The 23,509-nt window shown below is 46.7% G+C and carries 20 protein-coding genes and 1 riboswitch; of the genes, 7 read left to right on the top strand and 13 right to left on the bottom strand.

From position 1 onward, the window contains the following. Positions 1-57: 57 nt before the first annotated feature. From NQ546_RS06400 to NQ546_RS06340, 13 genes are all read right to left on the bottom strand, one after another. A complete protein-coding gene (locus tag NQ546_RS06400; RefSeq protein ID WP_004289238.1) occupies positions 58-243 on the bottom strand; it encodes a hypothetical protein in 186 nt (61 codons plus the stop codon). A gap of 2,048 nt (positions 244-2,291) precedes the next feature. After that, entirely contained in the window at positions 2,292-2,858 is a 567-nt protein-coding gene (locus NQ546_RS06395) for a DUF2284 domain-containing protein (protein WP_004289236.1), read from the bottom strand. After that, entirely contained in the window at positions 2,855-3,613 is a 759-nt protein-coding gene (locus NQ546_RS06390) for an ABC transporter ATP-binding protein (protein WP_004289235.1), read from the bottom strand. Before NQ546_RS06390 ends, NQ546_RS06395 begins: the two co-directional genes overlap by 4 nt. Continuing rightward, positions 3,610-4,590 carry a FecCD family ABC transporter permease gene (locus NQ546_RS06385; protein ID WP_004289234.1) on the bottom strand — a complete coding sequence of 327 codons (981 nt, stop codon included), beginning with the start codon at positions 4,588-4,590 and terminating at the stop codon, positions 3,610-3,612. Before NQ546_RS06385 ends, NQ546_RS06390 begins: the two co-directional genes overlap by 4 nt. Beyond that, positions 4,591-5,730 (bottom strand): ABC transporter substrate-binding protein, encoded by a 1,140-nt coding sequence (locus NQ546_RS06380; RefSeq protein WP_004289233.1) that lies wholly within the window; start codon positions 5,728-5,730, stop codon positions 4,591-4,593. 11 nt (positions 5,731-5,741) lie between these two features. Beyond that, positions 5,742-7,820 (bottom strand): TonB-dependent receptor plug domain-containing protein, encoded by a 2,079-nt coding sequence (locus NQ546_RS06375; RefSeq protein WP_004289232.1) that lies wholly within the window; start codon positions 7,818-7,820, stop codon positions 5,742-5,744. A gap of 18 nt (positions 7,821-7,838) precedes the next feature. Beyond that, the gene (locus NQ546_RS06370) at positions 7,839-8,939 is read right to left on the bottom strand and encodes a YncE family protein (protein ID WP_004293828.1); all 1,101 of its coding nucleotides are present in this window, start codon (positions 8,937-8,939) and stop codon (positions 7,839-7,841) included. Positions 8,940-8,967: 28 nt separating this feature from the next. After that, the gene (locus NQ546_RS06365) at positions 8,968-11,058 is read right to left on the bottom strand and encodes a receptor L domain-containing protein (protein WP_004289230.1); all 2,091 of its coding nucleotides are present in this window, start codon (positions 11,056-11,058) and stop codon (positions 8,968-8,970) included. Positions 11,059-11,072: 14 nt separating this feature from the next. Continuing rightward, positions 11,073-12,854 (bottom strand): PKD-like domain-containing protein, encoded by a 1,782-nt coding sequence (locus NQ546_RS06360; RefSeq protein WP_004293827.1) that lies wholly within the window; start codon positions 12,852-12,854, stop codon positions 11,073-11,075. 64 nt (positions 12,855-12,918) lie between these two features. Further along, positions 12,919-13,836: a DUF4465 domain-containing protein gene (locus NQ546_RS06355; RefSeq protein WP_004289228.1), complete on the bottom strand. Its 918-nt coding sequence runs from the start codon at positions 13,834-13,836 to the stop codon at positions 12,919-12,921. Between the two features lie 155 nt (positions 13,837-13,991). Further along, positions 13,992-14,183: riboswitch (cobalamin riboswitch) on the bottom strand. A gap of 386 nt (positions 14,184-14,569) precedes the next feature. Next, complete coding sequence (locus tag NQ546_RS06350; protein ID WP_004289226.1) at positions 14,570-14,899, bottom strand: site-specific integrase; 330 nt, start codon at positions 14,897-14,899, stop codon at positions 14,570-14,572. A 46-nt stretch (positions 14,900-14,945) separates the two neighbouring features. Further along, positions 14,946-15,839: a phage integrase SAM-like domain-containing protein gene (locus NQ546_RS06345; protein ID WP_004289225.1), complete on the bottom strand. Its 894-nt coding sequence runs from the start codon at positions 15,837-15,839 to the stop codon at positions 14,946-14,948. A gap of 429 nt (positions 15,840-16,268) precedes the next feature. Beyond that, on the bottom strand, positions 16,269-17,459 hold the full coding sequence (locus tag NQ546_RS06340) for a site-specific integrase (protein WP_004289213.1): 1,191 nt from the start codon (positions 17,457-17,459) through the stop codon (positions 16,269-16,271). Between the two features lie 171 nt (positions 17,460-17,630). On the opposite strand from NQ546_RS06340, the gene hpt reads away from it, so the two are divergent. The 7 genes from hpt to NQ546_RS06305 all read left to right on the top strand — a co-directional run bounded on the left by hpt (position 17,631) and on the right by NQ546_RS06305 (position 23,498). Further along, a complete protein-coding gene (gene hpt, locus NQ546_RS06335) occupies positions 17,631-18,167 on the top strand; it encodes a hypoxanthine phosphoribosyltransferase (RefSeq protein WP_004289211.1) in 537 nt (178 codons plus the stop codon). A gap of 66 nt (positions 18,168-18,233) precedes the next feature. Beyond that, the gene (locus NQ546_RS06330) at positions 18,234-18,806 is read left to right on the top strand and encodes an adenylate kinase (protein ID WP_004289209.1); all 573 of its coding nucleotides are present in this window, start codon (positions 18,234-18,236) and stop codon (positions 18,804-18,806) included. Positions 18,807-19,008: 202 nt separating this feature from the next. Next, positions 19,009-20,190, top strand: coding sequence for a GTPase ObgE (gene obgE, locus NQ546_RS06325; protein WP_004289206.1), 1,182 nt, complete (start codon positions 19,009-19,011; stop codon positions 20,188-20,190). After that, positions 20,187-20,999, top strand: coding sequence for a peptidoglycan editing factor PgeF (gene pgeF / locus NQ546_RS06320; RefSeq protein WP_004289205.1), 813 nt, complete (start codon positions 20,187-20,189; stop codon positions 20,997-20,999). Before obgE ends, pgeF begins: the two co-directional genes overlap by 4 nt. Before the next feature lie 64 nt (positions 21,000-21,063). Then, positions 21,064-21,519, top strand: coding sequence for a DUF6078 family protein (locus tag NQ546_RS06315; protein ID WP_021939908.1), 456 nt, complete (start codon positions 21,064-21,066; stop codon positions 21,517-21,519). A gap of 210 nt (positions 21,520-21,729) precedes the next feature. Then, positions 21,730-22,395: a B3/B4 domain-containing protein gene (locus NQ546_RS06310; protein WP_004289203.1), complete on the top strand. Its 666-nt coding sequence runs from the start codon at positions 21,730-21,732 to the stop codon at positions 22,393-22,395. Positions 22,396-22,520: 125 nt separating this feature from the next. Further along, positions 22,521-23,498, top strand: a complete 978-nt coding sequence (locus NQ546_RS06305; RefSeq protein WP_004289202.1) for a PhoH family protein — start codon at positions 22,521-22,523, stop codon at positions 23,496-23,498. The last annotated feature ends 11 nt before the right edge of the window (positions 23,499-23,509 follow it).

The raw sequence follows: 23,509 nt of genomic DNA, 5'->3' as shown, positions 1-23,509 counted from the left end.
GGAATAAAACTTTTTTTAGGATAGGGATAAACGGAATTCATAGGTTTGAATCATTCATTACCTATCAAAAGAAAGCAAGATACGGTGAGATGTTAAGGAGCAGGCAGACATCCTGACCGCCCAGTCATTCTCCGAGTTCCTTACAACGTTTTCTCTCATACAATCTGTCACATGTGTGGACAGATTCTCGAAGCATGTCAGCATCCTCTCAAGGACACCGGCTTCAATGTAGTATATTTCCATACGCTCAATTTTTAATGTTCGTTGATACGAATGTAAAGAAAAAAAGATACCTGCTAAACAGAACCAGTCCACTGGCAGGAATAGTCATGGATAGTTAGTTTTTGTCATATGGGAAAGAAAAAGAAAGCCGAAGCAGGGCTGGATTCACTCCCCCCCTTGGGTATGTGAAAGGAACGTTGCGATGAAAAAAACTCCTCTTCACACATGGACGAAACAACGCCGAGAATTCGGTAATAAAAGATGTGGCTTCTCTGCCCGGGTAAATGCCATGATTACAGAGTTCTTCATGTTCCTATACCATCAGGCTGGTTACCTTCAGATTAAAAACTTATCCAACCTGTGACAGACCCGGATGGGAAAGGCGATGATACCGCCGGATACGCACATAGCCATATGTTTAGATATAGAGATACGACGATAACGATACGCCCTTCTATCGGAATAAGGATATAGCGATATACACGGATAACCATATATAATTATCGGAATAGAGGTATGGCAGGTTGTGGGTGTATGACAGCGTCCATATACCTGATTTCGTTTTTATTATCGGTATTTCAAATGTTCCAAAAAACTCTTTAACAGATTACCATCTGGGATGATCTCCTAAATTCACATGTACCGGACTTTCTATTTACCTGATTACCAAACAGCCGGAATACCAACAAACAGGATACCTTGAAATCCTTTTTCCCTAATGACAATCGGAGAAAACTACCATAACAAACATTCTTGTACCTGATGGCATAATATACCTGAACAGCCCTTTGACGGCTGATTGACCGGAACTTCAGATCCGAGCTTGTCTCCAAAAACAGCCGGCTATTTGTTGAAATCTGTCATTCTGTAACCGTCCCTTCCATCCGTTTTTTCTCTGTGGGCGTCGTCTTTTTTTCTCGTGGTATTATGGTCATGTTACCGGATGGGAAGAGCCATCTCCATCACAACCATGAATTATAGTGTAGCCATATTTGTATATAGCCGTATAATACGCTAGCCGGATAATGCTATCACAGAATTGCAATATAGCTGGATATTAAAATAAGGATAGCCGGAAGCGAAGGGAGCACGCACCTTTCCAGATACAGATATCTTAAAATCTCCATTTACAGAAGTGTATAAATATCAATTCACTAATGGAGAACTATAAAGAAAAACATAAGTCACACATGGCTACCTGTCATTCTCCATTTGCAGATGTGTATAAGTAGCAATCTATTAATGGAGACGATGAAGAAAAACAATAAGGTGTATACGGCTACCTGTCATTCTTCATTTGCAGATGTGTAGAAGTGGCAATCCATTAATGGAGACGATGAAAAAACAATCAGGCATATACGGCTACATGTTATTCTCCATTTGCAGATGTGTATAAGTAGCAATCCATTAATGGAGACGATGAAGAAAAACAATCAGGCATATACGGCTACATGCCATTCTCCATTTGCAGATGTGTATAAGTATCAATCCGTTAATGGAGACGATGAAGAAAAACAATAAGGCATATACGGCTACATGTCCATTTCTCCATTTGCAGAAGTGTAGAAGTAGCAATCTATTAATGGAGACGATGAAGAAAAAACAATAAGGCGTATACGGCTACATGCCATTCTCCATTTGCAGAAGTGTATAAGTAGTAATTCGTTAATGGAGAATAAGGTATGTAAAGGGCAGATTTTCCGTATATTCGCCTCCTTATCCCCGAATTATGGGCGTAAGTCACATGGTTATGGAGATATATCTATCTTTTAATGGGGAGAACAGCCGGCAAATATCTGATGGAAAAGCCACACAAAATACAGGAAAATAGCCACACAACACTCTGATACACAATAATTATTGGATAAACGTGGTCCGCTCCTGCGGACAGCAAGTTGTGTTTTCGTTTAACGAAAACAGGACGGTTTAACGGAGAATACACCGATAAACCGTTACTTATTTCAAGCTCCAGCGTCGCTTTTTACATATCTAACTATAATTCATTTGAAATCACAAAACAGATTGAACCGAATGTGGTTAGTTTGTCTGTTTATTTCATGTCCGAATCATTAGTATGCTATGTTGCAAAGTTCGTATTCATTATGAAAAAATCCGCTTACGAGAACAAGATATTCAGGTAATTTGCCATCCTTTCCCCAAAGAAGTTCGATGTTAAAAAGTTCAGAAAGCGTTTTGGCTATGTCAAATCCGAAGGCTTCGAGTGACGGACGCACTTTTTCCGGGTGTCGGCATGGTGTGCCGCAGTTACGCGTACACTCGTTATCTGAGCAGTGAAGACATTTACCTATATAGGCAAATGAACGCCCTCCATATTTCCGTTCCATATCCAATAATTCGCTCTCGATTCGTATCCGTTCCGGTAAAATGAGTTTTTGTGTATATTCAATCGGAATATCTTTGTCTTCAGGGATTATCTTCGTTGCCATAAGATGTGCATACTTGTATTGTCGGAGAAACGATTCCGTATCAAAATCAAATGGAGGACACCCCCAACTTTTACCGTAATTGGTACATTGTTTGCAAAGTTCAAGAAAATGTGGTTCGTCACGGAATTCGGCGATGTATCCTTCAACAGTGATGTCTGAAGTAAAATTTTCTACAGTGTATATACTCATTGTTTCAAAATCATTGTACCGCATAAGGAGTCGAAACGGATGTTTTCATTTTGGAAAAGTCTGTCAATGTATCCGCTTTTCTGCATTTCAGACGCGGTCAAGCAACTTAAATTCGGGGTATCTAACAATGCTATCGAATCGCACATGGACAACGCGATGTCAAGTTCATGTGTCGAGAACATGATACATTTTTTCTCGTCGTGGACAAGCCTACGAAGCAACGCCACAAGTTCGTAGCGATTAGGCATGTCAAGAAAGGAAGTCGGTTCATCAAGGAGAATGATAGGAGTATCCTGTGCCAATGCACGAGCAATCATCACACGCTGGCATTCGCCATCCGACATTTTATCCATCGTGCGGTTTGCATAAGCCTCCATTCCCACCGAAATGAGCGATTGCATGACTATCTCCTTATCTGTTTCTTGCATCCTACCTATCCAGTTGGTATAAGGAGCACGGCCTATGGCTACGACATCCTTGCACCGCAGGTTGGCGATGCGCGTGCGCTCGGTCGTGACGACAGCCAGCGTTTTTGCCATATCTTCGGTTTTCATGCAGGCGATGTCGTGCCCGTCGAGAATGATTTTTCCGGAATAACACCGGTTCAGACCGGCTATGGCGCGGAGCAACGTCGATTTTCCTGTCCCGTTTCTTCCGATAAGGGCTGTCAGTTGACCTTTTTTTATCGTGGCATTTACCTCGTGGAGCAACGAGTTTTCTTTGTAACCTATGGAAAAATGCTGTAATTCTATCATGCGGTGATGGATTTGTTGCGTAAAACCACCCATACGACGATTGGGATTCCCAATAGAGCTGTAATGGCGTTGATCGGCAAGGTGAATATTTTAGAAATGATGTCGCAAAGAAGCAATATCGATGCTCCCGAAAGAATTGTTCCGGGCAGAAGGACATGATGATCGCTATTTTGGAAAAGCATTCTTGTGACATGAGGCATAGCGAGACCTATGAAACCTATCGGACCGCAAAAAGCGGTTATCGTTCCGGCGAGCAGCGTTGTCGAGAGAAACAACAGGCTGCGTGAACGCCGAATATTCAGTCCCATTGTTACGGCATATTCCTCTCCGAACAGCAGGAGGTTAAGCGGTTTGATGGTCAGTACAGCCAACAGCAGTCCGGCAAACACCGATGGAACAAGAATCAGAAGTTGTCCGGAGGTGACGTCACCCAAAGCCCCCATCGTCCAAATGACAAAGGCTTTCAGCGATTCCTCTTTGCTGAGGTACTGCAATATCTGCACGACAGCACCTACGCCCGATGAGAACATCATGCCCAGAATCAGGATTACCATGATGTCTTTTATTCGCTGTCCGACGGCAGTTATCACGAGCAACACGACAGCCGCACCCACCCACGCTGCTCCGGCAATGCCTATTGATGAACCGATCCCGGCAAGTACCACAAGTGCCACACCGAGACTTGCACCGGAACTGATGCCAAGGACATAGGGACCGGCAAGAGGATTACGGAAGAGGGTCTGCATCTGAAGACCGCTGACCGATAAGGCAGCCCCGGCCAACAGTGCCACTATAGCTTTTATGAGGCGTATGTTGAGTACGATTTTTTCCGTGGCACGGGAACAATTTCCCCCGGTCAGTGCTGCCCATACATCGCGGATCGGAATGTTGACAACTCCCACGGCCAAGTCCAGTAAAAAAAGACCGACCGTGAGCGTAATCAATATGGAGAATAATATAGTCGAACGGGAACGCATCTATTTCAGTTGCTTGTAATACACACACTCTTCCTGCACCAGTTCAGGATGGAATATCTTCACGAGGTCGCGGAGCACGATGTCAGGATTCACGACGGCAGACTCGTAATAGTCGTTACCCCCGGCTGTGTTGGTACGGGCGTTGTTGTTATACACCTCTCCATTTTTGAAACATCGGGTATCGGTGAATTTCGGACATGATGCCTTCAAGTCGTCAAGGGAGTTCGCCATTCCCACGTTCAACCACATGTCCGCATCCGACGCGAGCAGATATGCTTCTTCTAAGTCAATGGGGATAGAAGCGTTTCCCGTGTTCTTCTGGTAGATATAGCGGCCTCCCGCATCAGTAATCAAGCGGGCTACATAACTTTGGGTTGAAGGCATGAACCACGAGTCGCCATAGGGAACATTAAGCATAACCGAAGGAGTGCCGAGGGTACTGTCGGCCACTTTCTTTTTCAAGGCGTTGTATCTGACCGGGATTGCGGCAAAGGCTTTTTCACCCTTCTCACGTTTTCCTGTGACTTCTGAAAGCACTACCATCCATTCGGCCTTGCCGAGAGGCGACTCTTCAAGATAATCGCCGACATACATGAACGGTATGTCGAGTTCTTCGAGTTTGCTTTCCATTGCGCTTGCGCCGTTCACCCCATAGAGCAGAACGAGGTCGGGATCGAGCGAGAGCAGCAACTCGTAGTTGATGTTCCCTTCATAGCCGACATCGCCAATACTGTCGCGGCGGGCTTGGATGTCTGGGTTGGAAATGTAGTCGATTCCCGAAACGCCGGTTATACACCGGACTTCACCGATTGCGTCAAGCATGGCGATATGAGTGGAAGACATCGCCACGATACGTTTGGCGTCTCCTTTGAGTACCTGTCCTGCAAACCCTTCGGGAACCTCTTCACCGTTGCGGACGATAAACAGCCATGTGGTTACACTGTCCGCTCCCTGCCAGGGATTCCTGACGGTTATCAGTACGCTTTCCTTCCCGCCCGCCCCTTTGATGTCGAAGCCGGAGGCATATTCGGGAGCATAAAGCAGCAGGTTGAAATCATTGATTTTTGAGCTTTTGTTGTGGCAGCCTGTAAATGCCAGAGAAAGCAACAAAATCAGGCTTAAATTCTTTAATGCGTTCATATTGATGCAGATTATCGTTTACTATTTTTGTTTTTTCCGAACTTGGGTGTTATGCCGATGAATATCTCGAAATTGATGCCCGGCATGGGACGGGACAATACGGAAAGGTATTCTTCATCGAACAGGTTGTTGATGCTGCCCTTTAGCGACAGATCGGCCCATCGGAAAGAGAGCTGTTTTTCCAGTGTCACGTTATTCATGAAGTAAGGGGGCAGATAGCCCGTCAGGGTATAGTCATTACTCGACATGGTATAACGCTGGCTGTAATAACACCATTTGTAAAGCAGGCTCCATGTCCGCCATGACAGACGTCCGGTCACCGTTGCGGAAAACTCCGGCACGTATGGCAACTGTTTGCCGACGGATTGGTCTGCCGGACTCATCGGTTCGCTCTCGTTGATCGAGGGAGTCCACGAGAAAGTTCCGTTCATATCCAGTTTCCAGTCCTTTCCGAGCATTATATCAAGGTGGGCGTTGGTCTCTGCCCCGTAAGCATGTACCTTTTTGAGGTTTCTGGGGGAGAAGAATCCCTTGGTTGTGGGTAGCCAGATGATCCAGTCGTCGATGTGCGAATCGAACCAGTTGATACCACCGCTCAAAGCATATACATTTTCTTTCCCCACCGAGAACGACAACCCCACGTCGTATGTGAAGCCGTGCTCGCTTTTCAGGTCGGGATTACCGCCCGGCAGAAAATAGAGGTCGTTCAGCGTGGGAAAACGGTAGTTCCGGGAGATGGATGCTTTCGCCACGATATTGCCTTTTTTCGACAGTACCCCGTCGATGAAGAAAGCCGGGATAACCGGGGCCCATTCCGTACCGAACATATCCTCGCGAAGGACAAGCGAGGCGGCAAAATGATCGACAGGCCGCCATTTCGCAGAAACGGAACCGGAAAACTCGACACGTCCCTTGTCATACCCGACAACAGCCTTGTTACCTTCCTGCGAGATGATATTTTTGTCCGCGCTTTCCACCAAATGCTGGTGTACGGAAACACCGGCCGTGAACAGCCATTTCTCTGAAGGAGCATAATCCCCGTCCGCACTTCCGTAGAACGTGTTAATCTTACTGCGTGAGCGGGTCATCGAAGCCATTTCGCCGTTTCCCTTGTCCCGCTTGTAATCATAGGCCATCCATGTGTGTATATAGCCGCCTTTTACACCGACCTTCCATTTCTCCCGCACGCGATCCCACGAGAGGACGCCGCGAAACGTCTGCTCCCTTTGGCGGTTCTCGAAGTCCATGTCGTTCCCGTAATCCGTGCTGAGCATCGCCAGTTCCCGGTTGGAATTGATATACCAGGCGTTTAGCCCGAACTTGTCGCCTTCGCCCGTGTTATAATAAATTTCCTGCAAGACGTGCAGATCCTTATAAGCCCCGCTGCGGTTGCGTTCCGTCGGGTAATAGGAACCGATGATGTTCTTGTCCTCGTCATAGATGTTTTCCTTCTTGTCTCGGTTTCGGTATTTGTAGTCGTTGGGGGAAGAGGAATACACCACACGGGTGGAGGACTGCCAGTGTTTGTCACCGTAGGTCAGGCGGAGAAACTCGTCGAACGTGCTGAACGACCCCACTCCCTGCACGTACTGCAACCCGAACCCTTCATGGTTGGCCGGAGAAGTGGAGAGCCTGACCAGACCACCCAAGCCGCCGCCCGTTTCGTTTACCGATGACGTTCCGTGCAGCAGCGAGGCATCATCGATAAAGTAAGAAGGGATGGTGGAAAAATCCGTCATGCCCAGCATCGGGTTGTTAATGCGCATACCATTCCACGTCACTTGGGTATGCGAGGGAGAGGTACCCCGGAAAGCCACGGTGGATAACGTGGCGCGTCCGTAGTTCTTGACAAAAACGGATGAGTTGAATGTCAGCACATCGGCCATAGACAAGGCGATGTTCTCTTTCATGGCGATGGAATCGAAACGGGTTCGTTGCACGCCTATATCCTTCATAGGTCGTTTGCCCACCACCGTAACCTCCGGAATACGTAGTACCCTTTTGGTAATGCTGACGGAATTTTTCTGCTGGGCGGCAAGCAGAAAGGGCAGGCTTACCCCCACGAACAATAGAATAAGATGTCTTTTCATTTTTGTCCTCCTTCCTCGTTATTTCCAGCAGAAAGCTCCCGGAATGATTCCCACGTAAAATTCATCGATCAGCTTGCCTTGCGGCGAATAGCGATACACGATACCTTGTTGCTGGTAATCAATAGCGTCGGCCACATATACCTCCCCGTTGTTGGGATTGACCGTAAGGCCGTAGTATTTGGTGTCCCGAAACTCCAGAAAAGGCCGGACGGGAACACGGTCGGCTTCCACCGGCATTCGCCAAATATCGTTGTTGATCCAGTAAAGTGTATCCCGTGTACCGTTGAGCTGGACTTCCGAAGGCCAGTCGCCCAGCTTAAACTTGAACTGTTTCTCTACGGTGAAAGTCTCGGCGTCTATACGATAGAGAGACGGTGCCTCGTAACCGTATGGGCTGCCCTCGTAACCGCCATCCGTGATGGTCCACATCTTGTTGTATTTGTCCATGACCAGCGAAGTAGGTTGTATGCCGATGGTCAGTTCGTCCACGACCTTGTCCGTCTCCGTGTCGATTTTCAGGATGCGGTTCTGGTACGACCAGCAGTTCACATAGACGTACTTGCCGTATTGTACCATTTGTTCGGTGGAACCCGATTCCATGTCCATGTCTGGACATTCGATATAGCCGGTAATCTCGTATGTCTTGGGGTTGATGATGAAGATACGGTAGTCCCATATCTGCGTCACATAGGCTTTCTCATCCGACAGAAAATGGATATACCGGGGTGAGGTGAAACCTGTGATACGGCCCACTTCCTTGAAAGTATTGATGTCGATGGCGAAAATCACATGCGAGTTGTTCACCACGATCCAGCCTATACCGTCCCGGATAACCATAGACTGGGCCACATCGCCCAACTTGAACCCGTTGGCACGGTAAAACACTTCATTCTCCACTTCGCACGTGGCGGGATCGTAGTAGGAAAGCGTGGCATTGCTGTACTGGAAATTCCCCTCGTTGGTAATGAAAAGACCAGAGGCCGATACAGAGAAATCTTCCATCTCTCCGTAATCCCATTTCATGCAACTGCCGAAAACTGGCAGGCAGAAAAGAAAAAGGCAAATCCGTTGTATTGTTCTGCTCATTGTCATTCGGATAAAAAAGAGTACCCGAATCATTACGGGTACTCTGGTTAAGGTATAAGGTTTAATCCTGCTGCGTATATTGTTTGTCCTTCATATTTTGGAAGGTTGGGTTATACCCACATTTCGTCACGCTCCAACTTTCCCCCGTAATCATTCCGTTTTCTATAAACTTGCCGAAGAAAGTGTAGTCGGTAAATTTCGTCAAACCGTCAAAAACAACCCCATGCAAGGTCTCCAACTTCTCCATGGAAAGTGTTTCCTGAGAAAGAGAAGTCGCACTTTTTATCTGTAGCGTACCATCTATAGTCTGTAATTTATCACAAGTAATGCCTGTTGCTTTATTAACGAACACCCCTTCACCTCCTACGTGAAGCAATTCCGGAATATCCAGCGATTTACTTTGTAAAGATATTGCTAACGAACCCTCTCCCTCTTTATAATATACAGGAGAAGCTGAACAACAAACTTTGGATAGTAAGGGCAAGTTACAACTGGTAAAATTTCCAGATAAATAGAACTGTCCTCCCACTTCTTTCAAGACTGGCATTGTGATTGAAGCAAACATGGGTATTTGGATATATCCATATCCATCTATGATTTCCAAGTCGGGAAATTTGGCATTGCTTCGCATTTGGCCTGTCACATTTAGATTTCCATATACATGTTGAATTGTCGATATGGTATAATCGGTATTGTTGGTGGTTGGCTTACAAGTGAAGTCTTTGATATTCTTGAACGTGATTTCAGGGAACTTATTATTCGTGAGACTGGTGATGACAAAATTTACATTTGACAAATCTTCGGCTGTTTCAATTTTGGAGAGCTGCACCTTGTTTATAATTTCAATCTGGGGCGCTGTTTCTCCGAAGGTTTCAAATCGGGCGTTCGGCAACAGCAGTGTTCCGCTCACATCTTCAAGATAATCCAGCGTGATGCTTCCAAGTGTGGTGATCTTGCTCCAGTCGGGAAGTTGTTTGAGTGCCGTGAAATTCTTTATCTTTATCTGTCCCTTTATCGTTGTCAGTTTGTCCATTCCACCGAAAGCCTGAAGCACGTCATTTCGTTGGGGAACAAAACTACCGGTAGGAGGAGCTTCCATATTGGCTTCCATAATAATACTTCCGTTTACTGTTTCGATTTCCGGAAGGTTGATGGTTTCCAACATCACGGGGACGGTATGGAAATCAAGGCCACCGGTCTCTTTCAGCTTAAGGAAGCTCATGGAAGTCAGCTTGGCAAGATTGTTTACGGACAAGACCCCTCCGACACTTGTCAGTTCCGGTATTTCCAAAGACGCAATCGAACCGGCTGCTGTGTTCTCTTCATTGAGTCCTTGAAGATTCAGATCCTGACCTACAGTAGTCAGAACCGGAAACTCAAAACTCTGTAACGACGACGCATTGAACATCACGCTTCCTTCAATAGTTGCCAGTTTCTCGAATAGGACATACGTCACTTGGTCGTTATATACCGATATGTCTCCGGAGAGCGTTTCCAATGCTTTCATGGAAATCATGTGAAGTTCCGTAGCTTTCGAGGCGACATCGGTCGAACCTACCTGTAAACCTCCGGCAGAAACGATATTATCCAACCCTGTCAAGTCTGCACCGTTGTAACTGTTACGAATGACAATGTTGCCAGTAACCTCTTTCAAAGATGCCAATGCAGATATGTCAGTGATTTTTTCTGCCTCTTCCGCATCAGAGCCGATAATCAGGTTCCCTTTGACAACGGTTGTTTTGGTTGCGGCAAAAGAAGCTACCTCCTCGGTGGTCTTCAACTCCACATCTCCGTCAGATTCTATCTCGCTTTTCACGACCTTATAGGTATATTCGCGGGCATCTCCGTTATAGGATGTCACCCGGAAGGTTCGTTCGTTATCCCAGTCCGTTACCGTTTCAGGATCAGGTATGATTGTTGCAGAAGTTGTGTACTTGAATTCCACTTCGGCGTTGTTCAGCGATACCGTATAGGGAACGGTTATTGTTACTGTATTGTCCGTAATGTCGGCCGTGTACGATTTCCCGTCCACGGTCATCACGACCGATGTGATGAAATTTTCATCTGCATCTTCAGGTATAATTTCATCGTTTTTGTCACACGCTCCCAAAAAGAACAAGGATAGGAGCATGGGAAGAAAATAAATTTTCATACTTGTAATTTTTATTATTTGGTTAGATCCTCAAAAGAAAATACCTCCGTAGAAACTTCGCCCAGCCAGCCGCTTTTGGCCAGAACACCGCATTGTATTTTGATAAAGTCAATATATTGCAGATTGGCTTCCGTTCCATCGGCATGGATGGCATTGGAAATTTTGAAACCGTTCCTTTGTCCGCTTCCATCCACCGTACTGCCGCCTTCTATCTGGTCGTTTCCGAAATTATCCACGTACCCCCAGTCATAACTCTGATTATCCCAATAACCGGTTTGAGAATCTTGGGTGTTGCGGGCGGCCAGACAAGTGCCTGTCAGGGTATAACTGTTTTCCGAAATCCAAGCCGGATAATAATAGTCTTGTGTATGATAAGCGGACAGATAGTCTACCCAGCCGTTTCTACCGTCGGAACTGATCCATTGGACATCCATTTTTTTGCCTTCCGGACGGTAATAGGTCACTTCAAAATTCTGTATTGTTTCTTCCTTGCCTGCTTCAGATCCTTTCAGTTCGTACCACTCGTCATCCGGCAATCCGTTTCCGTTTATATCTTGCATGACCCATACGATACCCGGTTCGGAACTGCCGTCAAAGGCGTTCCCCTGAACACAGAAATCATATTGGTTACCCGAATTGGGAATACTGTGGTCGAAGCCGACGATGATATAACCCCCGAAAGAACCTAAAGAGACGTGCAGTTTGTCTTTCAAACGCTGTGTTGCCCATGCGACAGCCGCTTCAGGGGATGTTTCGTTGCCGGTCATACCGCCTATCGTGCTCGTCTCGTTGATAAATTGGCCGGGAGCTGGGGTATATTCATAGACTTTATTCCAGAGCTTGGAACTTCCCGAAGCCCGGAAGCCGTCTTGTTCCTTTTTGTCCACACAAACGACTTTTACGGTGGCAGTGACAGCCGTTTTCCCTTTGTCGATATTCCTGCTTATTTTTTCCGTCGGTGTGTCTTCCGACACAGTACAGGAGACGGTGTATTCTCCGGGTGCGGACGGCGTGAACTTGAACATGCGTTCCACTTCTCCTTCCATGACCTGACCGTCCACACTCCACTCAAAACGGGGATTGTCGAAATACTCCAACAACGGACGCAGGAAAACAGGACGGTCGGCAAAAGTGTACCTGTCCGTGGATGTTTGCAGGTAAGACGGGGTCGGGAATTTGACAACGTAGGGCATCGTTTCCACGACCTCTACGCTTACGTCTTTCGTTGTTGTCCCATCTATATTGGAAGCGTTGATTGTCACCGTATAAACACCGAGTTCTTTTTCATTGAAAGTATAAGTATTCTCGGTGGAAACGATTTTTCCTTCCCGTACCCATTCGATTTTGAACCCTTCGACATCCGAATGCTGAATATCGGGAGTAAATGTGTAATCGGTATTCCGGACGACTTTTAGCCCCTGCGAAGGTAGTGCCAGTGAGATGACCGGAGGGGTGAGTTCTTTCACTTCTACTTTCAGTTCCTCTTCGGCATAGCCTTCCGCATTGTCTACTCTTAGTTTGACATAAAAATCCCCGCATTCATTCCATGTACGTTGAAGAGACGGACCCGAAGAAACCAGCGTACCGTCTATCGTCCAAGCAAAAAGAGCATCTTCAACATTCTGGTATGTCGGGGCGATAGTCAATTCGTGATCGACCTTGACCGTGTAAATACCGGTCTCGCTGTCAAGTTCTATTATAGGTTGTCCTCCTACTTCTTCGGTAATGACTTCATCCTTGTTGCAGGAGGTGAACAGCATACAGGCAGAAATAATAAAATAGTGAAAACGATGCATGATGTGTGGATTTTAGAAAAATAACAGGGATACCCCCGACAGAAGGGATATCCTTGTATTCTTTTTATTGTATGGTGATATCATCAATACAGATATAAGCCGGAGTATTCAAACCGTATGCTCCCGAATCCGAACCCTCGAAGTTGAATTTCACACTTTGCACCCCTTCGGCATTGATTTCCCAATAATCCCATGTCGTGATAGGATCAACCTGTTGTTGGCCGTTACGATAATCGGCTAAAAGACGTTTGTAAGTGCGGATCAGACCGCCATTCGCATCATAACATTCCAGATTCACTTGGAAATACCCTTTCATCTCTTTCAGAGGAGTCGCTACCCCCGTAGAACCGAACTGATTACCATAAGTAATGACACCATAAGTGTATGAGGTGTTGCAGATCCACAGGCCGACCAATTTCCGGGGAACATTGAAATAAAATTCTGGTTTAGCCATCCATGCCTGATTGTAAGCATCCACATATCCGTAAACGACACCGAAATTGGAACCGCTGTGCCCGGCTTCCTTATTCTGTCCTTCCGCTTCCACCGCAGTGTTATAGACAGAACATTGGTTTAGATAAGAATACCACCAGTCTCCGGTATTTCCCGACTGATTGGAGCGGATGTTCCAGTTGGAAAGTGCGATGCCGCCGCTGGAATACTCTGTGCTTCCACCTACAGTATTAAACATTGAAAGGAAGAGATATTCTTCCGGAGTATTGTCGTAAATGGTGGTTACTTGAGGATACCCTTGGTACGAATAAAGATTTTCTCCGGCCGAGGTAGGTCCTGCTAACATGCCGGGATCGAAATCATCGAAAGTGATAGTTAAAGTACCGTCCGAATTTGTCACAGCACGGGTTTGCGAAGTTCCGGAATCAACCGGGTCCATCAAAAAGTCATCGTCCGAGCTACAGCCAGAGAACAAGGCGGTTGCGGTAAATAGACAGGCACCTGCCAGAAAGCGTAATTTTCTTTTCATAGGTCACTCATTTTAATGTAAAACATATTATTAACAAACACAAAAAATTCCCGTTCGTGCGGACTTACACGAACGGGAATATGTCTGTCTTCAAATATTGAATGGCCGATGAGCTATTCCTTATTTGATTACGACCCGTATATCCCGCAGGTGTAAATCTCATTCCGGTCATGGCAGGTCTTCTGACTCGTCCCGGTCATCGTGCCTTCCCGGTATTACACCAGTGGCAAAAGTTCGATGTCCGTTTTTGTGGACTCACAGCAGCGGGTACTGTCCCGGATTTTCACCGGGTTCCCTTTTCATTCGGAAGGCGTAAACCTCCCGAAACCATTTCCCGACTGCAAAATTATCTATATTACATATCAATTCCAAATAATTCATAATATTTATAATAAAACACACAAAGCATGACAACCGTACTGTTTTAATTAGAGCATTCAAGTTTACGACAAACGAAGACGGTAATTATCATACACAATATCCATAAACCAACAAAACAGCTTGCCATTTTCCATAACAATGCGTTCTGGAATAGATAACTGTTAGCTGCAATTATGCAAGCAAAAAAAGCAGACAGAATAATGACTATTAATATCATGCACCAGAAATTAATCCTATAAATTTATGGAAAACAAGTAAGGGAATGGAAGTTCCGTTGCCGCATGGATGCAGGTGAAGGACCTTCTCTTTTAACGTTGGATACGCCAATGCACGCCAACGGAAGACTCTGATATTATCTGTTTGGAAAGGATATAGGATGTGCGTTACTTTGTCGCATATTCAGAATCTTAAAAAGAATTTTAGTATGGAACTGACAATTATTGAAACAAGCGCGTATTAGGAGTTGAGAAAGCTGGTCAGCACGCTGGTCGTACAGATGGGCGACTTCCAGAAAAAGATTGCCCCGCCTGCGCCGGACAAGTGAATGGATGCGCAGGACGTATGTGATGGACTTATGCCCAAACACTTTCTGAAGAGTTTCCAGCAGCATCCCCTTGAGTATGGCCAGAACGGCAAATGCGTGGCGTCCGATGTGCGGGGTGACCTCGCCCCGGAGTTGCATTTCCTGCCTATGATTCCAAGACTGAGCCGCATGGCATTGTATTCACCTACCGGAAAGACACATTCGGGGAGTCTTTCTTTTCATCCGTACCCCTATATTTTTCAATCAGTTCGATAGCAATGGGCAATAATTTTACGACATACGCCACTCCCGTTTTTATACGGTTGCCCATCAGCCATGTACCGCCGTCGGAGTCGGTATGGATATTATCGTATGTTATGGCTTTCAAGTCCACATAGGAAAGACCGGTGAAGCACATGAACAGGAACATGTCGCGCATGGCACGCTGGCGTTTGTATCTCGGTTCTATATGGATTATCCTTTGCAGTTCCTCTTCGGAAAGGAAAGAACGCCTCTTGTATTCGGGCATACACTCGAATGATGCGAACGGATGAACCCGTATCCAGCCTTTTTCCTGCGCGATATACATCAGCCACTTCAAGGTATTGACACGCCCGAAGACAGTGGAGTTTGCCAAAGCGCATGTACCGAGCATCCAGTTGTAGTAATCCTCGATGAATGATTTCTCAAGTTCTTCGATGACAATATCCTCTGCATTCTTCTTGCTTTTCATGAAAAGCAGGAGACTCTTGTAATCGGCAACCAGACCGCAGTAGGTGCTTTCGGCTTTCTCTATGCCGATTTTCTTTTTATACGGTTCCAGCTGTTCCCTGAAAAGGTTCATAAGGGTGTGGCATTCCTCTGAGAAGCCGACATAGCGGTTATAGACTTTCTTGGCTGTAACAAAACTGTCGTGGTCGCAGATGTACTGGTAGTGCCTGGTGATTTGCGCCTTGATATTGTCAAGCTCCTGATTGAGTGTACGGGCCTCCTCGGACTTGCCTTTGGCCCGGTTGGTTTTGACGTCCCACAAAGCGAGGGACACTTCTTTCTTACAACTGAAACCGGCTTGGGTTCCATTGATGGTGATACGGCCCATAATCGGTGTCTTTCCGTTTTTTACAGACTGTTTATTCTCAAAACACTTAGCTATACATGGTCTGCGATAAGCTAAGAGAGATTCCCCTTACACAAAAGCATGGCATCTCCTTGTCGTATCTCGCCTTTATACTTTTATGTATAGTAGTCTACCGGATCGAATGAACAAGACCTATCCCATACATAAACCAATTTAGACTGCTATGTTATTTTTGAGGAAGAAGATGGAATGAGACCAGATACCCTCTTTAAGGCTGACTGTAAGTCGATTAAATGTAGAAAAAGATTGCTTTTGTCACAAGTAAAGTGTATATTTGCATTGAAAGAATCGTTCTTTGACAGAGGCAAAAGAAAACAGAATATTGTAATTCGCTCGTTTCTAAATCGTTACCTGATATTAATTAAACAGAAATAACTGTTTAATTTTCAATTAGATAGAGATTGTATGATGTTTCGCGGTATGGGTGTGGAGCAGCTCATAGAGCGGTTTGGTATATTTGGTGCCGTTCTCTTCATAGGTTATAGCTTCATTAAGGCCTGCTTCTTGAGCTATTGCCCTTAACTCACCATTCAATGCGGAACGTCTTTCCTTATAATATTTGATCTCCTTTCCGGTATACTTATTTATGATTTCCTCAGCCATCGGAACCAAAGGAATGATTGCCTTGGCTCCGGTCTTCTGCTGGACGATAGATATTGTACCGTTCTCCTCATCCCTTTCGTTATCACCATTAAAAAGCTTCTGCATATCACTGACGCGTTGGCCAACGAGGCATTGTAGTACGAACAAATCTCTTATCTCCATTTTCTTTTTGATCTGCTTTTCTGTGCCAGTTGGTCGGTACTCATAGAGCCGCTTAATCTGTTCTTCCGTCAGCGCCACCTCTTTATTACGTGCAAGCTCCTTGTTGGACTTATCTTTCGTCAGCTCGAAACTTTCAAGATTACTCTCATCCCACTTGAAAGGGATGTCAAGCCGTTTGGAAGCCTTTCTAAGAATTGGGAAAAGGGTACCTCCTATAATATTCTTTATGGTAGAAGCTTTTTTACCATCCTTATCTTTCTTGCCTTCTTCTATCAAAAATTGCTGGTATTTGGTGAATGTATCCAGGTTCATACTTTCCCAAGTATCAGGTATGGAGTGCTCATATAGAAACCGTTTGAACTTGTTGATATTGGATCTGTATTGACTCTTTGAACTATCTACAATATCCTTCTCCTCTATGATCTGTTTCATGATGAAGGTGGCAGGTTTCTCCGTTTTTTTCTTCATAGTATCCTTATAGATATATTGTTTGAGTAAAATGATGGCCCTGCGTTCTATTTCCTCAGGGTGGTCGCAAAGGTACTGCTTGTATTCCGAAAAATAAAGTTTTAGCTTACTGATCTTTTCGTTAACGATGGTGTTGTTCTCGTTGTCCAGCTCAGTCAACCGACAGCTGATATAAGCCTCCTGTTTCTTTACGTTCCACTGGTTCGGATATACTCTTACTCCAGTAGAAAGTTTTATCTGTTTATTCCTGACGCGTGCTACAAAATAAACGTTCGTCGGCTTTTCGGACTTGGGCTTTCTCAGGTTGAATTTACATCCGATCTCGTTGATGAAAAACTGTGCATTCATAAAGCGGTTCTTTAAGTTCGTTCTTTTTTTACGTTCTTTAATCCCGTTCTTTTAAAGCACACAGTGACGAATCGAATTAAATTACAGCTCTTTGAGAATATGCTAGAACAAATATTTCCTCTTTCGAACAAATTCACTATTTTTGCGTCAACTTTCTAAAAACTCCCATTTATGGATACCATACAAATAAAAGACAAAATGTTCACCGTTTCCATCAAGGAACAGGACATATTGAAAGAAGTGTCTCGTGTAGCGAACGAAATCAACCGCGATTTGGCCGGTAAAAATCCGCTTTTCCTTAGTGTATTGAACGGTTCGTTCATGTTTACCGCCGACCTGATGAAGCGCATCACCATTCCCTGTGAAATTTCTTTCGTAAAACTTGCTTCTTATCAGGGAGTATCTTCTACGGGAGTTATCAAAGAAGTAATCGGCATCAACGAAGATATCTCCGACCGTACAATCGTTATCGTCGAAGATATTGTAGATACCGGGCTCACCATGCAGCGTCTGCTGGAAACTCTGGGCACACGCGGACCTAAAGACATCCACATCGCCTCATTGCTGGTGAAACCCGAAAAGCTGAAGGTCGACTTAAACATCGAATACGTAGCCATGAACATTCCCAACGACTTCATCGTGGGCTACGGCCTGGACTATGACGGATTCGGACGCAACTATCCCGACATCTACACCGTAGTGGATTGAATGCAGGAAAGAGGTATTAAGAAGAAAAGGTATTAAATTGTGAATCATTAAATAATAGCTAAACAAATGTTGAACATTGTAATTTTCGGTGCTCCCGGTTCAGGAAAGGGAACACAAAGCGAGAGAATCGTAGCAAAGTATGGCATCAACCATATCTCAACCGGAGACGTGTTGCGTGCAGAAATCAAAAACGGGACAGAACTGGGTAAGACAGCCAAAGGCTACATCGACCAGGGCCAACTGCTGCCGGACGAATTGATTATCGACATCCTGGCAAGCACGCTGGACAGTTTCAAAGACAGCAAAGGCGTCATCTTCGACGGATTTCCCCGCACCATCGCACAGGCTGAGGCATTGAAGAAAATGCTTGCCGAACGCGGACAGAGCGTAAACGTAATGCTGGACCTTGACGTACCCGAAGACGAACTGATGAAACGCCTCATCAAACGCGGACAAGAGTCGGGCCGCGCCGATGACAACGAAGAGACTATCAAGAAGCGCCTCACAGTATATCATTCGCAGACAGCTCCGCTGATAGACTGGTACAAGAACGAGAAACTCTATGCACACATCAAAGGTATCGGTGAACTGGAAACCATTACGGCAGATGTTTGCAAAGCAATTGACGCAGCGAAATAAGTCGTAAAAAGACTCTTCTTACAAACAAAGGGTTTGTGCCGGAATGATAACTGAATTTCATTCCGGCACATTCCCTTTTTTATGCTTCCTACGAAAATCACCGGTTGCACAGCCCGTTACAAGAGAAAAAAGCCCGATTATTTCCGCTTATGCCGGAGAATAACTACTTTTGCACACATTATCTCAAATAATAAAAAAGAATATGGCTGAATCGAATTTCGTTGACTACGTAAAAATCTATTGCCGTTCCGGTAAGGGCGGCCGAGGCTCCACGCACATGCGGCGTGAAAAATACATACCCAATGGCGGCCCCGACGGTGGTGACGGAGGACGAGGAGGTCACGTAATCCTTCGCGGAAACCGCAACTACTGGACATTGCTGCACTTGCGCTACGACCGTCACATCATGGCAGGCCATGGAGAATCGGGTTCAAAGAACCGCAGCTTCGGCAAGGACGGAGAAGACAAAGTGATCGAAGTGCCCTGCGGTACGGTGGTGTACAATGCCGAAACCGGCGAATACATCTGCGACGTCACCGAGCATGGACAGGAAGTTGTCCTGCTGAAAGGCGGACGCGGCGGACTGGGCAACTGGCATTTCAAGACCGCCACCCGTCAAGCCCCCCGCTTTGCCCAGCCGGGCGAACCGATGCAGGAAATGACGGTTATCATGGAGTTGAAGCTGCTGGCAGACGTCGGTCTGGTAGGTTTCCCGAATGCGGGAAAATCAACGCTGCTCTCGGCGGTATCTTCAGCTAAGCCGAAAATAGCCAATTATCCCTTTACCACGCTGGAACCCAATCTCGGCATCGTGTCCTATCGCGACGGCAAATCGTTCGTCATGGCGGACATTCCCGGCATCATCGAAGGTGCAAGCGCAGGCAAAGGCCTGGGACTCCGCTTCCTGCGCCACATCGAGCGCAACTCGCTCCTGCTGTTCATGGTTCCCGCCGACAGCGACGACATCCGCAAAGAGTATGAAATCCTGCTGAACGAACTACGCACCTTCAACCCCGAAATGCTGGACAAGCAGCGCGTGCTTGCCGTCACGAAATGCGACATGCTGGACCAAGAGCTTATGGACGAAATAGAGCCTACCCTGCCCGAAAACATCCCGCACGTATTCATCTCGGCAATCTCCGGCATGGGCATCTCCGTTCTGAAAGATCTGCTGTGGGAAGAGCTGAACAAGGAGAGCAACAAGATAGAAGGCAAAGTGGAAAGCATCGCTCACCGCGCCAAAGACATGAGCCACCTGAAAGAAGAGCTGAAAGAGGAAGGCGAGGACGAAGACCTCAACTACGAATACATTGACGACGAGGACATCGAAGACCTCGAAGACTTTGAATATGAAGAAGAGGACTGGGAGGAAGACGGAAAATGATCTCCCTGACAAAAGATAAAAGAATGTTGGGATATGAGGCGCTTGCCCCCTATCCCGACATTTCTTGTTTTGTAACCACCCGTCACGGCGGATGCAGCACCGGCAACTATGCATCCTTCAACTGCACCCCCTACACCGGGGACCATCCGGATTGCGTACGCAAGAACCAAGAGTTGCTATGCGCCGCCCTGCCCTTCACACCGCGGGAACTGGTTATCCCTTTCCAAACTCATGGCATCAGCTCACTCATCATCGACGAAACCTACCTGAACGCAACGCACAGCGAACGTCAATCCATGCTGCAAGGCGTCGACGCACTTATCACACGCACACCCCGCTGTTGCATCTGCATCTCTACCGCCGACTGCATCCCCATACTGCTCTATGACAAGGAACACCATGCCATTGCCGCCGTCCACGCAGGCTGGCGGGGAACGGTTCGCCACATTCTTGCGCATACTCTCCGCCGGATGCAGGCAACCTGCGGTACGGAAGGGAAAGACATCATAGCCTGCATAGGACCGGGCATCTCCTTCGCCTCTTTTGAAGTGGGAGACGAAGTACACGAGGCATTCCGCGCCGAAGGTTTCCCGATGGAACAGATATCCGCGTGGAAACCCGAAACGCACAAATACCACATCGACCTATGGAAAGCCAACCATTTGCAGCTCTCCGATTTCGGGGTGCCTTCCCGGCAGATAGAGACCGCCGGCATCTGCACTTACCGGCAGCACGAGGACTTCTTCTCGGCGCGACGGCTGGGCATCAAGTCGGGACGCATACTGTCGGGAATAATGCTGAACGGATAGGAGAAGCGGAAGGTATCAGAGATATAGAATGATAAACGATAAACTTAAATATAACAAAAACAACATGAAACCAAGCCTGAAAACCAAGCCTCATAACTATGCCTATTGCTTTGCCACGAACGAACAATGCCCGCAACGCAGAGAGTGCCTGCACGCACTGGTGGCGGAACTCCCCATGAAAGCGTCCCGGACTCCGGAATTCGTGATATGCTCCATAGACCCGCGCTACATAGCCACACTGGAAGGCAAAGGCGGCTGCGCACTCTTCCGCAGTTCCACACCCAGCCGGTACGCCTGCGGAATGTCGCAACTGTATGACGAAGTGCCCAGCAAAGCGGTAAGCCAAGTGAGATGGAAGGTACAACGCTGCTTTACGTGCCGCAGCTTCTACTTCGCCGGCCGCAAAGGCGAAAGGCTCATTTCGCCCGACGAACAGAAAAAGATCGCCGCCGTATTCCGTCAACTGTGCCCCGGCATACAGCCCGTATACGACAGGTTTGAAGAGGCATACGAATGGTGACATGCCACATCCCCGGATAAAGAATCAGAGTTCTAACAATCAGCGGGTTACAAGTTTATTTCAGTTTACTTAAAATAAACTGTCGGTTTATTAGGAATAAACCTCCGATTTAATACCAATAAACCTGAAGTTTAATAGTAATAAACTGACAGTTTAACGGCACCGGACCGGCCGTTCCCCTAAAACAAGCCATAAACAACGAAGAACATCATGTACAACATCACCGTATCAGAAGAAATCAAAAGAGCCTGCCCCGTCTTTAAAGGAGCAGCCGTATATGCAGAGGTCACCAACACCACATTCTGCAAAGAGCTTTGGGACGAGATAAACGCCTTTACACATGAGCTGACCGCCACCACACAAGCGGATGACATCAAACTGCAACCTGCCATTGCAGCCACTCGCGAAGTCTACAAGCGTTGCGGAAAAGATCCGAGCCGTTACCGTCCCTCGGCCGAAGCATTGCGCCGCCGCCTCATGCGGGGATTGGAACTTTACCGGATTGATACGCTGGTGGACCTGATCAACCTTGTTTCACTCCGCACCGGATATTCCATAGGCGGCTTTGACGCAGACAAGATACAGGGCAACAGCCTCGAACTCGGAATAGGACGTGCGGAAGAGCCTTTCGAAGGCATCGGACGCGGAGTGCTGAATATCGAAGGGCTTCCCGTCTACCGCGACTCCGCAGGCGGCATAGGCACCCCGACCAGCGACAACGAACGCACCAAAATGGGACTCGAAACCCGGCATATCCTCGCCATCGTGAACGGTTATAGCGGGAACGACGGACTGGCGGAAGCTGCCGGAATGATACAGGAGCTCCTGCGGAAGTATGCCGCTTCCGACGGCGGAACAGTGCTCTACTTTGAATAAGCAATGATGTCACCGCAAACCATTGTGCAAAAAAATAACGGCCGGAAACGCCCAAGTATGCAAACGTTTCACTACATTTGCAAAACGTTTCACCTGAAAAAAGAATTGAACTTTAAAACATATCAATGATAGAAAAACTGATTGTTCTTGAGGATATTGACCCGGTTATTTTTTACGGCGTAAACAACGCCAATATGCAACTGATAAAAGCCTTGTACCCTAAGCTCCGCATCGTTGCCCGCGGCAATGTGATCAAAGTGCTGGGAGACGAAGAAGAAATGTGCGCATTCGAGGAAAACATCACCAAACTCGAAAAGTATTGCGCCGAATACAATTCACTGAAAGAGGAAGTTATCATTGATATAATCAAAGGCAATGCCCCGCAGGCGGAAAAGTCGGGCAACGTCATCGTGTTCAGCGTGACGGGAAAACCAATCATCCCCCGCAGCGAAAACCAGTTGAAGCTGGTGGAGGCTTTCGCCAAAAACGACATGGTATTCGCCATCGGCCCTGCCGGATCGGGTAAGACATATACAGCCATTGCCCTTGCCGTACGCGCACTGAAGAACAAGGAGATAAAGAAAATAATCCTCAGCCGTCCCGCCGTAGAAGCCGGAGAGAAGCTCGGCTTCCTGCCCGGTGACATGAAGGACAAGATAGACCCGTACCTGCAACCGCTGTACGACGCATTGCAGGACATGATACCTGCCGCCAAACTGAAAGAGTACATGGAATTGAACATCATTCAGATTGCCCCCCTCGCTTTCATGCGCGGACGCACGCTGAACGACGCCGTAGTGATTCTGGACGAAGCGCAAAACACCACCACCCAACAGATAAAGATGTTCCTCACCCGCATGGGCACGAACACCAAAATGATTGTTACCGGTGACATGACTCAGATTGACCTGCCTTCTTCCCAGACTTCCGGCTTGGTACAAGCACTCCGCATCCTGAAAGGCGTGAAAGGCATCAGCTTCATCGAACTGAACAAGAAAGACATCGTACGCCATAAGCTGGTAACCCAGATTGTGGAGGCCTACGAGAAGTTCGAGAAAGAAGCAAAAGCGGAACGAGAGAGAAAGAAACTCACCACACAGTAAATATTAACTCA

Source organism: Bacteroides eggerthii, from assembly GCF_025146565.1.
In the GTDB taxonomy this organism is placed as follows: domain Bacteria; phylum Bacteroidota; class Bacteroidia; order Bacteroidales; family Bacteroidaceae; genus Bacteroides; species Bacteroides eggerthii.
This window is presented reverse-complemented; position numbering and strand designations above follow the sequence as displayed.